Raw genomic sequence first — 15,171 nt, forward strand, 5'->3', positions numbered from 1 at the left:
ACACAGCGCCTTTATCCTCTGGCTTGTACTATTAAATAGGTGAGCCTGGTGGTATAGGTAACGCTTTAAAGTTATCAGGCCACTGGCCTGTTGTTAAAAACTGATTAATTTGCGCCGCTAAATAGTCTTTAAATGCGCTGTCACCTACTTCAGGATGGCTCAGTAAAGAGTGTTGATTAAACTCATCAGCAAGCTTGCTTAAATAGAAATGTAGTTGCGCTTGCACTTCAGGGCTTAAACCGTCGTTAGCCACAAGATCAGCCATGGTTTTTGCCGTTAAGTACTGTACTCGTTGCGTTACTTTTCCTGTCATGGTGGCAGGCGCTGATACGTTAAACACCTGCTTATTTAACTGTTTAAGTAACTCATCTAGGCTATAAAAGCGGTTATCACGTGCTTGTTGCTGCGCTAATCGGTTTAATCGTTGAGCATTTAGTAATAGCGATAAACTATGCTGCGCGGCGACTTCAGGCAATGCAAGTGCATCCATGGTTAAGCCGGTACGCCCCACTATACTTTCTCGTGATTTAGACTCGCCATACGCTTTAGGTACGATTAAGGAAAGTATCGACTCTGGAAGCGTTAAGTTGCTTGCTTTTAGGGTCGCTAAAATGGCATTAACCGCTTGTTGTTGAGCCTCTTTAGTTACAACTTGGGCGCCTTTAACGGGTGCATCACTGCGTATCTCATAGTCATAATCAACGCCCGCGATAAGCTTAGCAACCGCTTCAACTTGATAACGGTGGAACAAATAAAGCGGTACTAGCTTTTCTTCCAATTGCGATAGCGCAACCCCAGTTTTTATATTATTAATACCAAACTGCCCAAGCGCCTGCTTTCGCACATCAAGCACTCTAAGTAATTCTTCACTTGGATTACTACCGTTATCCCAAAGGTGCGCTGTAGGGTGCGCCCCACCTTTGGCACGGGCATCACTGTCAGAAATAAACGCCAAACCTTGCGCTTTATTTTGCTGTAAAATAGCAGCGAGTGCTGCGCTTTCATCTTGTCCGGTAAAGTCGCTGTAGCCATATTTGATCACTTGCTTATCCCATGCGCCCATACCTTTAGCATAACCATCAGATACATCTAACTGACCATTATCAGCAAAACTTAACAACGGATGCGGATAGTCCATCACCGAAGCACGATTATTTACTGACGCAGCAAAGTTGTGCGCAATACCCAGTGTATGACCAATTTCGTGAGCACTGAGTTGACGAATACGATCAAGTGCCATTGCATGTAAAGTGCTTGCCACTTCATTGCCTTTTAAATAAGGCGCCGCCAGTGATTCAGCAATTAAAATATCTTGGCGTACTCGTAGCGATCCTAGTGTGACATGGCCTTTAATAATTTCACCTGTACGTGGGTCTATAATTGAACTGCCATAAGACCAACCACGAGTTGCGCGATGCACCCATTGAATAACGTTGTAGCGCACATCCATAGGATCAGCATTATCAGGTAGCACTTTAACTTTAAAGGCATTTTTATAGCCTGCAGCATTAAAAGCGTCATTCCACCATTGCCCACCATCTAATAAAGCCGTTTTTACTGGCTCAGGTACCCCAGGATCTAAGTAATAAACAATAGGCTCTACTGGCTCACTAACTGCTAGGCTTGGATCTTTTTTTGCTAAACGATGGCGCGGAATGTAACGCACATACATAGACTCATCGAGCCCTGCTGCATAATTTTTATGCTCCACACTCCAATAACCCGATTGCGGGCTAAATTTACGAGGTGTGTAATTATCATCAGGCAATTGAATAAGTGAATGGTGCATATGCACACTCAAAGCGTAAGGGTCAGCACTCACTTGGCGCACATATTCACCTGGTTTAGACCCTTTAAAGGTGAGAATGGCTTCAAGTTCAGTATTTTTTACAAATGCTTTTGAGCGATTCATAAATACCGCACTGCGTGACTCATCAAGGCTAAACTGCCCTTGCTTGCGCGCAGCTAAAGTACGGCTTACGCCATGTACATCGCTTAGTAAATAGGGGGTGTAATCAATTAATGCAGCATTGTCATCTTGCGCGACAACTTTAAAACCCGCCAAAATACTGGATGCAAACGCTTCTTTAACGCTTTGCTGCTCTGCTATATTACTCGTGTTAGCACGGTAGTAAGTATTTACAGCGCGCAACATCACCTTGTTGCCAAAGCGCTCAAACTGTACTAAATAAGTACCGCCTAATTGGCCTCTATCTAAACCTATGTCGTTAGACCCAACGCCATAAGGTAAGCTGTGTTGTAATAAAAATTGTTGTTCAAGTTTATCGACCTTTAAATACACATTGCCGTTTTGGGTATCGTAAAAGAAAGAAAAATAACCAGGGAAATGGTTCATTTTTTCAGTAAATTCGTCAATAGACTTAATTGCTGCGTGCGCTTGAGTTATCATACAGAGCAGCACAGTAAAGAGTATGTAACTTAATCGTGATATTTTTTGCATAATCTTATCTTTGTTATTAGCGTTTTAAATGCGATGTAGGTACCCCATTATAAGGGGGTTATTTATACAATACAGTTATTTAAGACGAATTTCAGCGCTCTAAACTAATCTCTCTCACATTATGATTAGTTTTAACACGTTATCAGGAAAAAAGAATGCGTAGACTCCCACCAGTATTACTAGAAGATGGCTGTTCAAGAGAACTTTTGTCGTTAATTCGTACTATTTTAGCGGCATGTAAAGAAATTTCATTTCGCGTCGGTCAAGGTGAATTATCGGGCGTATTAGGCTCAACCCTCGATGAAAACATTCAAGGCGAAACACAAAAGAAACTCGATGTACTGTCTAATCAGTTATTAAAAGATATATTGCTGGAGTCAGGCACAGTTAAAGCGATTGCCTCTGAAGAAGAAGATTATACCGTTGCCGGTAACCCAGATGCTGAGTACATTGTTGCATTTGACCCACTTGATGGCTCGTCAAATACCGATATTAACTCGCTAGTAGGTACTATTTTTTCTATTATGAAAGCGCCTGTGGGCTCAGATGCGGCTGATGAAAAGATTTTTATGCAGCCTGGGCATCAACAAGTAGCTGCAGGTTATGTACTGTATGGCCCATCAACTATGCTTGCGCTAACAACGGGTAAAGGTACACGCATGTTTACCTTAGATAAAACCCAAGGTAGCTTTTTACTTACCCAAGATTTTGCCGCTATTCCTGCTACAACTAATGAATTTGCAATTAACGCCTCTAACCAGCGCCACTGGGAACCGGCAATGCAAAACTACATTAACGACTTACTTGCCGGAGATACAGGCCCTCGTGCTCAAAACTTCAATATGCGCTGGATTGCTGCAATGGTTGGCGATGTACACCGTGTACTTAGCCGTGGTGGTTTATTTACTTACCCAACTGATACTAAAGACCCTAATAAGCCTAATAAGCTGCGTTTACTTTATGAAGCAAACCCAATGGCAATGCTAGTAGAGCAAGCCGGTGGTATTGCTTCAACAGGTACTGAGCGTATTATGGATATTCAGCCTGATGCTATCCATCAGCGTGTTGCGGTTATTTTAGGCTCTAAAGACGAAGTAGAAACTTGCTTGAGCTATCATAAGTAAACTTTAAGAACAGGTTTTAGGTTTCAGGTGTCAGCTAGAGATTAGCCCAGCGGTGGTTACTAACATCTGAAAACTGTTGCTTAAAACCTTTAATATTTTCTGATAACCACCTGCTACTGTTGTAATAGTTTTAACAACTGTGCGAGCTTTTGATGAGTCAATTCGCCCATTTGCTCGCTGTTGCTCAGCGCGTAAATAACGCCTTCATGCTCGGCGCAATTTATGTCATCTCGCGACTCAATGACATTTGCCCACAGCTGTAAATCGTCAATATCAATTTCTTTATTGAAACAACGCGTAAGTACATTAATTAGTACAGGCTTTGTGAGTCTGTACAGGTAGATTTTATTGCTTGCTGCGGTTGAAACAATCACACTAATGGCACTATCTCTTTGCTCACCAAAAGTAATAAATTCAGCCAATGCTTTTTGTATATTCATAATGTTTGTTATTCTTGCTGCTCTACTGTTAATAAGACCTAAAATGACCCAGATAAACTGCAGCCAATGTAATACAACGCTTAACTGTAATGTTAATGATATAACCGCATGTTGGTGTTATCAGTTACCCGCTATTTTACCACTCGATGATACAGCAACCAGCTGCTTATGCGGATCATGTACTCTTGCTAAAATTAATTACTATATAGAAACCATATATACTCAGCCAATAAAAGCTCAAATCGCTTTTGCTAAACAATTTAGAAACCATGATAATTTAATTGAAGGGTTAGATTACACCATGCAGAATAATTACATGGTGTTTAGTAAGTGGTATTTTTTAAAACGGGGTACTTGCTGCAAAAACGGGTGTAAAAATTGTCCCTATAATTAAATTAGTCACCCACAGCAATATGCAGTGAGCTATCAGCGCCCCACTCACTCCACGAGCCGTCGTAAACACTTAAATTATTATATCCGCATTCATCAGCGAACAATGCAAGCGCACAGGCAGTAACACCTGAACCACAGCTAAATTGCAGCTGTTTTGCATTCCCGACTAATTTATTAAACTGTGCCTGTATAAAGTCGAGTGATTTTGCCTCGCCATTTTCTAATAAGCTAGTTAAAGGTAGCGAATAGCTATTAATAATATGGCCGCTGCGCATACCCGCTCTTGGCTCTTTATTTTTACCGGTAAAACGCTCATAAGCACGCGCATCTAAAATGACCGTATTGGTATCCTTAGTAGCACTTAGCACCTGTTTTTTATCAATAAAGTAACCAGGCTGGTATTGAGCAATAAAGTCACCTTTTAGTGATGCTTGTGTATAGCTTGACTCAACCGGAAGCTCTAGTTCAAGCCACTTGGCTAAACCACCACTGAGCACTTTTACGTTATTAAATCCCATGGCTTTAAACATCCACCAGGCTCTAGCTGCACTGAATAACCCCGCATCTTCATAAATCACCACCAATGAGTCGTGATTCACGCCCGCTTTTTGCATCACCTGAGTAAATTGCTCTGCACTACACAAGGTATTGGGTAATGGGTTTGAAGTATCTGCGAGTTCTTTTTTGATATCAAACCGTTGTGCTTTAGGTAGCATAGCAACGGGCGAATATTCCCCTGTAGCTGAGGGGCGTAGCATACCTGCATCAAAAATAACTAAGTTAGTTTGCTCTAAACGCGCATGTAACCATTGTGCATTGACTATATTTTTCATTGTTTATTCTTTTTAGTGCCATGATATTTAGAAAACTCATCATTGCCAGTAAAGCGCGCTTCAATTGCCTTGATGTGCTTCTCCTCTGTATGCTTCCAAACACCGGGTATGCAATAGACGTGTTCAAGAAAACTAAAAAACTTATTGCGTATTAACAAATCAGGCTGCCACCCTTGAGTGATCTCATAAACATACTTACTCAATAATTCCGCATCGTTAGCATGCTTAACCAACCCATCAATGTTATAACAAGCTTGGCCCAGTGTTAATACCGGCTTATTAAATAGCAAAGCCTCAAGGCCAACAGTTGAGTTAATAGTTATGACTGCCTCTGCACATTTGATTAAGTCACTAGTGTTATTTCCATTAGCGAATATTGCTACAGAATCTTTGCTGTAAAGGTGGGAGTAATGTTTGTGCCATGATGGATGTTCTTTAAAAACGACTTTTAATGAAGGATCGTTCAAACTCTTAACAGCCTCAACTACAACATCATAAAACATATCCATTGAGTCTACCCAAGGAGAAAAGCTTGCTAACTGCGTATCATGAGGTACCTGAAAAGGAGCAAAAATATATCGCTCTGGAACTTTTTCGAAGTCAAATGAACATCGCTTTCTATGATCTGCTCTAGGAATTAAAGCTGGCTCCGAAAATTTCAAGGAATTATGGGGATCAAAACTAAGATAAAAGGAGGGGTCACGACTTAAGGATGCATTAAAATTAATACCACGCGGGTCTAAACTACTAGTCCCCGGCAAAAGTCCATTTTCATAATAAAATTGATTTATTCCTAGCGCATTTGCAGCCATAGCTACAGTTATATTTGGTAATTTATTGCCATTCCAAAGAACAACATACTCAGGATCAACGTTGTTTAAAAGCGCTAAATATTTAGCATAACGCAAACGCTCAAACAAGATAAGACTGAGTGTGTAACCCTTTTTTATTATATAGCTATTCCAAATTATATTACGCGCTTGTTTACGTTTCAGTTGCGCTTTAACAACATCATTAAAGTCTACTCTAAATGCATCTTTTAAATACTTTATGGCAGAAAGCTTAGGTTTCCCCATGACATGTAGCTGGCAGTCTAGTGACATTTTTTTTATTATTTTTTTATAATATTTTGCATGTACGTTACTGCGGGATATAAATAAATAAGTCATAAAAGCTTCATTCACCAACTTTTTAATTAAATTTTACTACGTCGACAAGTGTATTAAAAGTTAGGTTGAATTATTAATGACTATCAATGTGATTTTAGTTGTTAAATCTTAATAATTTCGCCACGCAATGGCGCCATTTTAGCTAAAATTTCATTTTGCACTGTATGTGGGATATTTTGCTCGTTCATTGCATTTATTAATAAATCGACAACGTGATTGAAGTCTTTTTCATTTATGTTCATACCTGTATGGATAGCAACCATCGAGTCGCCTTTATATTCGCAAGGGCCCTCCACCAGCGAACATAAATGGCTAATAAACCCTTGTCGAAAATGACTGATATTACTGTGCTCAAAGTAATGAAACACTTGTTTGTCATTACCTATTTGTGTAATAAAACTATCAGTTAGTCTCTCAAGCCCAGCTTGTTCGCCAAGCTGGTGATACAAAGAGGTATTGGGTTGGGTTGTACACCCTGCAAGTAAGTTTAAACAACAAAAAATAAATACACTCAGTTTCATTACCAATACCCCGTAACCGATAAATACCAGCCGGTTTGTTTATCAACACCAGCAATCCGCCCTAAGTCTAAATAGGCCGCAGTCACACTCATGTGCTTATTAGGCATCCACGCTATAAATAAATCGCGCCAATCTTGTTCGCCTAAACCTAGGTTATTGGCTTTTTGTCGATATTCAACACCAATGGCAAGTTCACGACTTACAAAAACTGCACTACTTGCTTCTACTAAAATATGGCTGCCCTCATTAGCCCCGCCATATCCTAACAGTCCTAGCTGATTGGCTTTACTGTAGCGAGTAGTCACATTCCAAAACCAGTTGTACCCAGCAAGTGCGCCCAAATGTAATTTACTGGCGGCTAGGTACACATCTGTACCACTGGTATTTTTTGCGCCAACTAACTTTGCTACTGTGCCATCCTCTAGTGATTTATGCTGTACCCCCATGCTTAGCTGGGGCCACTTACTGTATACTATATCACCATATAAACGAATTTTTGCCCCAGAAATTGACTGCTCTATTTCGGTATTGAGTGCAGGCACATCAAACTGCTGCACTGCATAACTGAGCTCAACACGATTGAATAGGTTTAGTTGCATGCCGCAGGCATCAAGACGGTAGTCAGTAACATCAGCACGACTACAAAAACCATTAACAGCCCATTCGTCCTCACTAGCATATCCTGCTAGCTGCGCCCAAGGAACTAACCCTCCTCCTGCACTGCCTTCAACTTGAGACACGCCCGGTGTTGCTAATAATTTCCCCGTAGCAGCCATACTTAACGCACTACAAAATGAGAGTGCCAAGGCGAATAATAACTTAATGTACACGCTGATATTCCTCTAACCATTGTTCTAATTGCTGCGCTTTTAAAGGGCGACTTAAATAGTAACCTTGCGCATGATCGCATTGCATTTCGTGAAGCATTGATAAAGACTCAGCGGTTTCCACCCCTTCAGCCACAACAGAAAACCCCAATTGGTGACCCAATGTGATTGAGGAGCGCACTATGTATTGATCTTTTTGTGATTCGTGCAGAGTTAAAATAAAGCATTTATCTAACTTAAGCTCATCAATAGGTAACATTTTTAATCGCCCCAATGATGTTTGCCCGACACCGTAATCGTCTAATGATATTTTAACACCGATAGTTTTTAAGTTCTCTAACGCTTTGATACCATGAGCTTCATTTTCGATCATATCGCGCTCCGTCAACTCAATAGTGATAGAGCTTGGGTTTACATGATATTTCTTTAAGGTTGCGACCAACAAATTATGAAACCCCGCATGCGCAATATCTTGGGCTGACACATTAATGGCTGCCTGTAAGTGAATCCCTTTTTTATCCCAATCGGCTATTTGCGCAATAACTGTATCGACAACCCAGGCAGTTAGTTCCACAACTAATCCTGACTGCTCAGCTAAATCAATGAACACTTCAGGCGAAACCCAGCTCCCATCATCACGTTGCCAACGAATAAGAGACTCTACCTTATCAATTTTCTGACTTTTAATATTCAATTTAGGCTGATAGGTCATAAATAATTGTCCATTATCATCATCAATTGCTTGTTTGAGTTCATCAAGCATAATTAAACGGTCTAAATGCGCCTCATCTTCACCGTCTTGATAATAATGTAAGCTTTGCTGACTCGTTGTAGCTGCATCTACAGCAATGAGTACACGTCGCATTAAATCGTCTGCTTTAGTCCCTTGCTCTGGGTATTGCACAATACCAGCATTAAAACGTAAGCTTATTTTTAAATTTTTAACCTTGTAAGCTAGCTGTAATTGCTTGAGTAAATCAGCCACTGCACATTTTACCTGCTCAACCTCTGCACAAGGGTAAACCGTTAAAAATTCATCGCCACCAATACGGGCATGAAAACCACCTAGCTCATCAGAAAATTGACGAATACGGTTTGCCACTGCAATTAAACATCCATCCCCTACTTGTGGACCAAGCTTATCGTTTATATGCCTTAAGCCTTTTATATCAATAGCAACAAGCGTGTACCGCGCATCATTAGTGAGCCGCTTAGCTAATAAATCTAACATAGCAGAACGGTTATAAAACCCTGTTAAAGTATCGTGATGTGCTTGAAAACTTATTTGCTGCTCACGCTTATTAATATCATTACCCATGTTATTAAAAGCATTCACGAGCGTTTCTATTTCACTGCTTTGCTTTTTACCTTCAAATTTAAAGCGGTAGTCGCCTTTTGCAAACTGTCTGGCAATAACCGCTAACTGTGAAAGTCCTGTCGTTAAATTATTTGCTAACAAACTACTGGTGATCACACCAAATAACATAGTTAAAACAGCGAGTGTGATCAGCGTTAATAATAATTGCTCAATATCGCGATAACTTGAGGTTAAATCTGCGCTAAGCAGTAAGGTTATCGGATGCGATTGTAAAGAGGGTAAAGCTATTTGTTCGTTTTCATAGGCCAAGTATTCGGCAAAAAAACGAGCCGTAGTTTTATTGGTAAAGTACGTTATTGGTTGAAAGTTATCTGGTTGGGATACTAGCGAGCTTGTTGCAAAATCATCTAATTGCGCAACAAAACTAACCTCCATTCCGGTTAAGCTTTTTAGCTCAGTAGCCACTGCAGATGTTATTTTAAATCCGACCAAACTGTAAGCTATGGTTCTGGGAGTTTTAACGGGTAATAAAATCACTTGGTACAGCTGGTTATTTAACACCACAAAGCTCGATTGCTCAGAATTATTTAATAACTCATCCATTAAGGGCTGTAGGTTATCGGCAAAATTTTGTGCATTAACATTAGCTGATACTAACCGCCCTGATAAATCGAGCAACAGCATAAGATCCGCATTGATCCGTTGACTGTGGTTGTATAACACACTGCTAATAGTGGCGGCATCACGAGTTGCAACCGCTTGCTTAAAACCAAAATCAGCGGTTAACACCTTTGCGGCTGTTAATAATAAGCCCTCTTTTGATTTTAAATATTGTTTATAAACGCTTTGCGCAACCGTTATATTTTGTTGCACTTTTTCTGCCTGAAATTTACTGGTAGACCACCAAAAGCTCAGTAAACTAACCAAGGTAGTGAGTAACACCAAGCCAACGCATAGCGTTGTTATACGGCTGCGTAAATTATTGGCCATTGCCTTCCCTAAATTGACTGCCAAAGGTATTACGTGGTGCAGGGGTAGATGTATTTATAGTTATTGATAACGGGCTGGGTGATTCTATATTAAACTGTTTTTTATTATCCAAGGGAGCTGTTTGTAGTGAATGCCAAACACTGGCTTGCACAGGAAAAGTATCTACTTGCAGCTTTATCTGGCCTTGCTCGTTACTGGTATACACATGACTACTGTTAGCGACATATATATAGCCCACCATGGAGTCATGAATATTGCAGCCTAGAACAACAACACCTTGATTATCAAACTTAATAGGTTCTTCTGGCTGGCCAGAATAAAGCTTTAATTGAAAAGGTTTAGCTTTTGAAAAAGAATAAACATGGTGGCGAATATTATCGCTATTTGGAAAGTCGACGTACTGACCTTGGTGTACAATAAGCAACTCTGGAGAAAACTGTTTATCAACTTGATCCATTACCGCTGTGGGTAAATTGCCCGAAGTTTTTGAAGAAGGTAAATGATTTATTTCTACGACAGCATTAGGCAATACTTGGTCATGCTGATCTTTAATAACCAAATTAATGGTATTACCAAAAGCCGATACACTAAACAATACACCCAGTGCTAATAAATAACGACGTTTTGCAATAACTTGCCATGCTCGCTCTAACATAACCATACCCAAAAATTCACCATAGGTTAAGTTAATTAGAGACGAGCACTAATTGCAAGAATTATAGCTCAGTTACTTAAAATACATACTTTTTCATTAGTTAAAATGAGCTTTGCTATATCTGTCTACTTACTACGTTATTTAACGATTAAACCGTAATCAGCATCTAAAATAGCAATCACTTCTTGGCGCGGATCATTAGGTATAATAATCTCTTTACCAATAATTTTGCTCGCGATGCCCACATAAGTGTCAGACACTTCAAGCATTACTGACTCAGGTAAAATATAATCTTTTGCTAACTGCTCACGCTCAGCCATACGGTCTTTATTTAATAACACATCACTCTCTGGTACGTTATTAATTAACAGCTGACGGAAACCTTCCTTTGAGTTTTCAACAATCTTGCCATCTCTATAAGATGCTTCATCCCAAATACGCGATGAATCAGGTGTCCCTACTTCATCAATATAAATAAGTTGCTGCGCACCATTTAAATCTTCTACATAACCAAATTCAAATTTGGTATCAACAAAAATTTGCCCTAGCTTAGCTAACTCATTACTAATTAGCTCGAATCCTTCTACCAATAATTTTTCGTATTTGGTGACATCGTCAGCCGATTTAAAATTGAAAACATCTAAGTTGTTTGTAATATTTTCACGCGTGATGTTTACATCATCTACGGCAGGAATATCGGCAACCCCTTCTATAATACCTTTAGTAGAAGGAGTTATAAGTACTTGCTCAAGCTTTTGATTCGCTTTTAAGCCTTCAGGAAGTTGCAAACCACAAAAGTGTCTTTCGCCTTTGGCGTAGTCGCGCCACATACTGCCGGTAATATATTGACGAGCAATCGCTTCAACTTTAACTGTACTGGCTTTACGAACAATCCATACGTATGGATGAGGAATATCAACAATATGATTACCCGCCAAACCGGCTTCATTAAACATGTTAAACCAATGAGCAGCCACTGAGTTTAATGCAATCCCTTTACCAGGAACGCCATTTAGGCCATTTTCACCTTGCCATATACAATCAAAAGCAGAAATTCTGTCAGAAATAACCATAATGGCTAATTCAGTATCGGCAGGAACGTTATAGCCTTTTTCATTTATTAAGCGTTTGCTATCTGCATCAGTTAACCAATAAACTGAACGCACTTTGCCACTATGTACTTTACCTTTGGTACGAATGGGTAAGTCATCGTTTACGTCTAAAACTTTATAGCTAGTCATGCTATCTCCGGGGTTTGGCATGCTCAAAGAGCAAAGTATGGAATTGGGGTTAGGCGCTCTATAATAATCTAGCCAACCACAAAGCTCAATCTTAGGCTAAAAACAAATCATCTTAGAATATTTATCTAGCTGGCGCATTGGGGTAAACTTGAATGATTACTTGCCCTAAGGAGCTAGCTTGAACTATTTAACTGCCACTAAGAATAAGAAATATTTAATGTATATTTCTCAAAATTATTCCTATGCTATTTTAAGGCCTTTACAGGCGCAAATATTGGCACATGGTGGTGAAGTACGCTGGTTTTTAGCGGGTAGCGAAGTAAACCCCGATTTTTTAACTACAGACGAGCCACGTTTACGTACCATAAAAGATGTTAAAAACTGGGCTCCAAACATTACATTTATACCGGGCAATATAGTACCTAGCTTTATTCCGGGTAAAAAAGTGGCTGTATTTCATGGTTTTAATTCTGAAAAGCGCAGCTCTGAAGGTAATCGTGGTCACTTTACTATTCGTGGTTGTTACGATTTATATTGTACGCAAGGCCCAAATACAACAACCCGATTTAAAGAGCTCGCTAAACAGCATGGTTTCTTTAAAGTAACAGAAACTGGCTGGCCAACACTCGATCCACTTTTTAGTAATACTTCAAATAACCCTTATGTAAGTGACGACCCTCGCCCTACTTTACTTATATGCTCAACTTTCTCACGAAAGCTATCACTTGCTCCTAAATTATATGAACAAATAAAGCATTTTAGTGAACAAGGTAAGTGGCGTATTTTGATGCAGTTTCATCCTAAAATGCCAGTCGAATGGGTTAATAAATACAAAGCGCTGAGTAACGAAAATCTAACATTTATTGAAACCGATAACGTTTTGCCGTTGCTACAAACTGCTGATGTTATGCTGTGCGATACATCGTCAGTTCTTTTAATGTTTTTACTACTACGTAAACCGGTAGTCACGTTTTGTAATCAAAAACCTCTTTCTCATTTACTTAATATTACCGACGCTGATGACGTAGAAGCAGCTATTGAACACGCGCTTACTAAGCCTACTGATTTAATGCAAAATATTGAAAGTTACTGTCAGGAGCTTCATCCGTACACCGATGGTCAATCTAGCCAGCGCGTATTAAATGCAGCTAATGAATTTTTACAACGTAACGAAAAACTAAAACCCAAGCCATTAAATATTATAAGACAACTAAAAATGCGTAAAGATCTAAACTACTGGGGTTGGTAACCTGATAATGATAAATCTGAAAAACGTAACTTTTAAGTGGCATCAAAGCGATAGCTCACTCACACTCAACATAAAAGAGTTAGTCATAGAAAAAAGTGAGCATATTTTTTTACACGGTCCTAGTGGCTCAGGTAAATCAACATTATTAGCGATTCTTGCTGGTATTAATACAGCCACTAGCGGTGAGGTATCAATTTTAAACCAAAACCTAACTGCATTAAGCAATACTACCCGTGATGTTTTTAGAGCGGATCACATTGGCTACATTTTTCAGAACTTTAACCTGCTTCCTTATTTAACTCCTATTGAAAATATAACGCTTGGGTGTGAGTTTTCAAAAAACCGAAAACGAAAAACATTAAAGCAATCATCAAATAAAAACTCTGCCTTACAACAAGAAGCGATACGGTTATTAATTGCTTTAGGCCTTACACCGCAGTATCACCATAAAGATGTTGCCACTTTAAGTATTGGGCAACAACAGCGAGTTGCCGCAGCACGCGCATTTATAGGCAGCCCTGAACTTATCATTGCCGATGAGCCTACTTCAGCACTTGATACGCAAAATCGTGAAAGCTTTATTAAGCTGCTATTTGAACAAGCAAAAAAAAGTAACAGCACGCTTGTTTTTGTCAGTCACGATGAAACATTAAAGCCACTCTTTAGCCGCACAATCGACTTAGTAAGTTTACAAGGTGATGTATGATTTTATTTAAACTTGCCTATAAAAGTTTGCTCAATAGACGTGCCAGCGTATTACTGACATTGCTCACTATTGCGATTAGCGTCATGTTATTACTCAGTATTGAGCGAGTTCGCGTAGATGCTAAAAGTAGTTTTAGTAATACCATTTCGGGTACCGATTTAATTGTTGGCGCACGCACTGGCGATATTCAATTACTCCTCTCCTCGGTGTTTAGAATTGGCCATACCAACAATGGGGTGAGTTGGCAAAGCTATCAATACATAACAAAACAGCGCGGGGTTAAGTGGAGCATTCCTATCAGCCTTGGAGATAGCCATAAAGGTCAAGCTGTCTTAGGCACCACACTCGATTATTTTAAGCACTATCGATTTGCTAAAAAACAACCCTTAGCATTTGAACAAGGACAGGCTTTTTCTAGCATCAATGAAGTTGTTATAGGTAGTGAGGTTGCAAGTAAACTGGCCTATAAAATTGGTGATGAAATTGTGATTTCTCATGGCATGGGCAATACTAGCTTTCATCATCATGATGATAACCCTTTTAAAGTGGTTGGTATCTTAAAGCCTACCGGTACCCCGGTGGATAAAACCTTGCATGTGCCACTGGCGGCAATTGAGCTGATCCATGGTGGCGGCCATCATGATCATGACGATCATCATGATCACTCGAGCCATGCATTAATTGGGCACCCAAAACAAATTACCGCCTTTTTAATGGGCTTCGACTCACCGCTTTATACGCTACAAATTAGGCGTAACATAAATCAATATAAACAAGAGCCTCTATTAGCGATTATGCCCACAGTCACTTTAAAAGAGCTTTGGGAAATGCTGGCAATAATAGAAAAGATCCTACTGCTATTTTCATTTGTGGTGGTCATTATTAGCTTGCTCGGTATGTTAACCACATTACTTGCTAACCTTAATCAACGCCGCAGAGAACTGGCAATACTGCGTTCTGTGGGTGCCCGCCCTTGGCAATTATTTTCGCTGATCAGTATGGAATCACTGCTCACCACCTTTTTAGGCTGCTTGGTAGGCTGTATTTTATTTTATACGCTTATGGGTACGACCGCGGGTTACTTACAGAGCCAAGCTGGAGTAAGTATTAATATCAGCATGCTCTCTGACTATGAACTCACTTTGATTGGCGTTATTATGGCTGCGGGATTTATTATTGGCTTGATCCCCGCTACACGCGCTTACTTTTATTCTCTCAGTGATGGTATGAGTATAAAAATATAA

At 39.7% G+C, this 15,171-nt stretch carries 14 protein-coding genes; 5 read left to right on the forward strand and 9 right to left on the reverse strand.

The window, feature by feature from the left end; translation table 11 throughout:
• Nucleotides 1–31 precede the first annotated feature (31 nt).
• Nucleotides 32–2,461, reverse strand: coding sequence for a zinc-dependent metalloprotease (locus tag MTN97_RS06610; protein WP_248473996.1), 2,430 nt, complete (start codon nucleotides 2,459–2,461; stop codon nucleotides 32–34).
• Between the two features lie 155 nt (nucleotides 2,462–2,616).
• On the opposite strand from MTN97_RS06610, the gene MTN97_RS06615 reads away from it, so the two are divergent.
• Entirely contained in the window at nucleotides 2,617–3,585 is a 969-nt protein-coding gene (locus tag MTN97_RS06615; protein WP_248473997.1) for a class 1 fructose-bisphosphatase, read from the forward strand.
• 113 nt (nucleotides 3,586–3,698) lie between these two features.
• Here MTN97_RS06615 and MTN97_RS06620 read toward each other — a convergent pair whose 3' ends face one another.
• The gene (locus MTN97_RS06620) at nucleotides 3,699–4,025 is read right to left on the reverse strand and encodes a hypothetical protein (protein WP_248473998.1); all 327 of its coding nucleotides are present in this window, start codon (nucleotides 4,023–4,025) and stop codon (nucleotides 3,699–3,701) included.
• A 43-nt stretch (nucleotides 4,026–4,068) separates the two neighbouring features.
• Between MTN97_RS06620 and MTN97_RS06625 the strand changes: the two genes are divergently transcribed.
• Nucleotides 4,069–4,419 carry a DUF5522 domain-containing protein gene (locus tag MTN97_RS06625; protein WP_248473999.1) on the forward strand — a complete coding sequence of 117 codons (351 nt, stop codon included), beginning with the start codon at nucleotides 4,069–4,071 and terminating at the stop codon, nucleotides 4,417–4,419.
• A gap of 1 nt (nucleotide 4,420) precedes the next feature.
• Here MTN97_RS06625 and MTN97_RS06630 read toward each other — a convergent pair whose 3' ends face one another.
• From MTN97_RS06630 to MTN97_RS06660, 7 genes are all read right to left on the reverse strand, one after another.
• Complete coding sequence (locus MTN97_RS06630) at nucleotides 4,421–5,251, reverse strand: sulfurtransferase (RefSeq protein WP_248474000.1); 831 nt, start codon at nucleotides 5,249–5,251, stop codon at nucleotides 4,421–4,423.
• Complete coding sequence (locus MTN97_RS06635) at nucleotides 5,248–6,420, reverse strand: capsular biosynthesis protein (RefSeq protein ID WP_248474001.1); 1,173 nt, start codon at nucleotides 6,418–6,420, stop codon at nucleotides 5,248–5,250. The genes MTN97_RS06630 and MTN97_RS06635 overlap by 4 nt, the downstream gene beginning before the upstream one ends.
• A gap of 101 nt (nucleotides 6,421–6,521) precedes the next feature.
• Nucleotides 6,522–6,941 (reverse strand): group 1 truncated hemoglobin, encoded by a 420-nt coding sequence (locus MTN97_RS06640; protein ID WP_248474002.1) that lies wholly within the window; start codon nucleotides 6,939–6,941, stop codon nucleotides 6,522–6,524.
• Nucleotides 6,941–7,771 carry a DUF3034 family protein gene (locus MTN97_RS06645; protein ID WP_008113758.1) on the reverse strand — a complete coding sequence of 277 codons (831 nt, stop codon included), beginning with the start codon at nucleotides 7,769–7,771 and terminating at the stop codon, nucleotides 6,941–6,943. The genes MTN97_RS06640 and MTN97_RS06645 overlap by 1 nt, the downstream gene beginning before the upstream one ends.
• The gene (locus MTN97_RS06650) at nucleotides 7,761–10,076 is read right to left on the reverse strand and encodes an EAL domain-containing protein (protein WP_248474003.1); all 2,316 of its coding nucleotides are present in this window, start codon (nucleotides 10,074–10,076) and stop codon (nucleotides 7,761–7,763) included. The genes MTN97_RS06645 and MTN97_RS06650 overlap by 11 nt, the downstream gene beginning before the upstream one ends.
• The gene (locus MTN97_RS06655) at nucleotides 10,066–10,731 is read right to left on the reverse strand and encodes a methylamine utilization protein (RefSeq protein ID WP_248474004.1); all 666 of its coding nucleotides are present in this window, start codon (nucleotides 10,729–10,731) and stop codon (nucleotides 10,066–10,068) included. The genes MTN97_RS06650 and MTN97_RS06655 overlap by 11 nt, the downstream gene beginning before the upstream one ends.
• 137 nt (nucleotides 10,732–10,868) lie before the next feature.
• A complete protein-coding gene (locus tag MTN97_RS06660) occupies nucleotides 10,869–11,972 on the reverse strand; it encodes a phosphoribosylaminoimidazolesuccinocarboxamide synthase (protein WP_248474005.1) in 1,104 nt (367 codons plus the stop codon).
• A 178-nt stretch (nucleotides 11,973–12,150) separates the two neighbouring features.
• Between MTN97_RS06660 and MTN97_RS06665 the strand changes: the two genes are divergently transcribed.
• The 3 genes from MTN97_RS06665 to MTN97_RS06675 are packed head-to-tail and all read left to right on the forward strand — an operon-like array spanning nucleotide 12,151 to nucleotide 15,171.
• Nucleotides 12,151–13,221: a CDP-glycerol glycerophosphotransferase family protein gene (locus tag MTN97_RS06665; RefSeq protein ID WP_083238636.1), complete on the forward strand. Its 1,071-nt coding sequence runs from the start codon at nucleotides 12,151–12,153 to the stop codon at nucleotides 13,219–13,221.
• Nucleotides 13,222–13,228: 7 nt separating this feature from the next.
• Nucleotides 13,229–13,927, forward strand: coding sequence for an ABC transporter ATP-binding protein (locus MTN97_RS06670; RefSeq protein WP_069438833.1), 699 nt, complete (start codon nucleotides 13,229–13,231; stop codon nucleotides 13,925–13,927).
• Entirely contained in the window at nucleotides 13,924–15,171 is a 1,248-nt protein-coding gene (locus MTN97_RS06675; protein ID WP_248474006.1) for an ABC transporter permease, read from the forward strand. The genes MTN97_RS06670 and MTN97_RS06675 overlap by 4 nt, the downstream gene beginning before the upstream one ends.

The sequence above is a fragment of the Pseudoalteromonas sp. 2CM36K genome (genome assembly GCF_023161865.1).
GTDB classification, from domain to species: domain Bacteria; phylum Pseudomonadota; class Gammaproteobacteria; order Enterobacterales; family Alteromonadaceae; genus Pseudoalteromonas; species Pseudoalteromonas tetraodonis.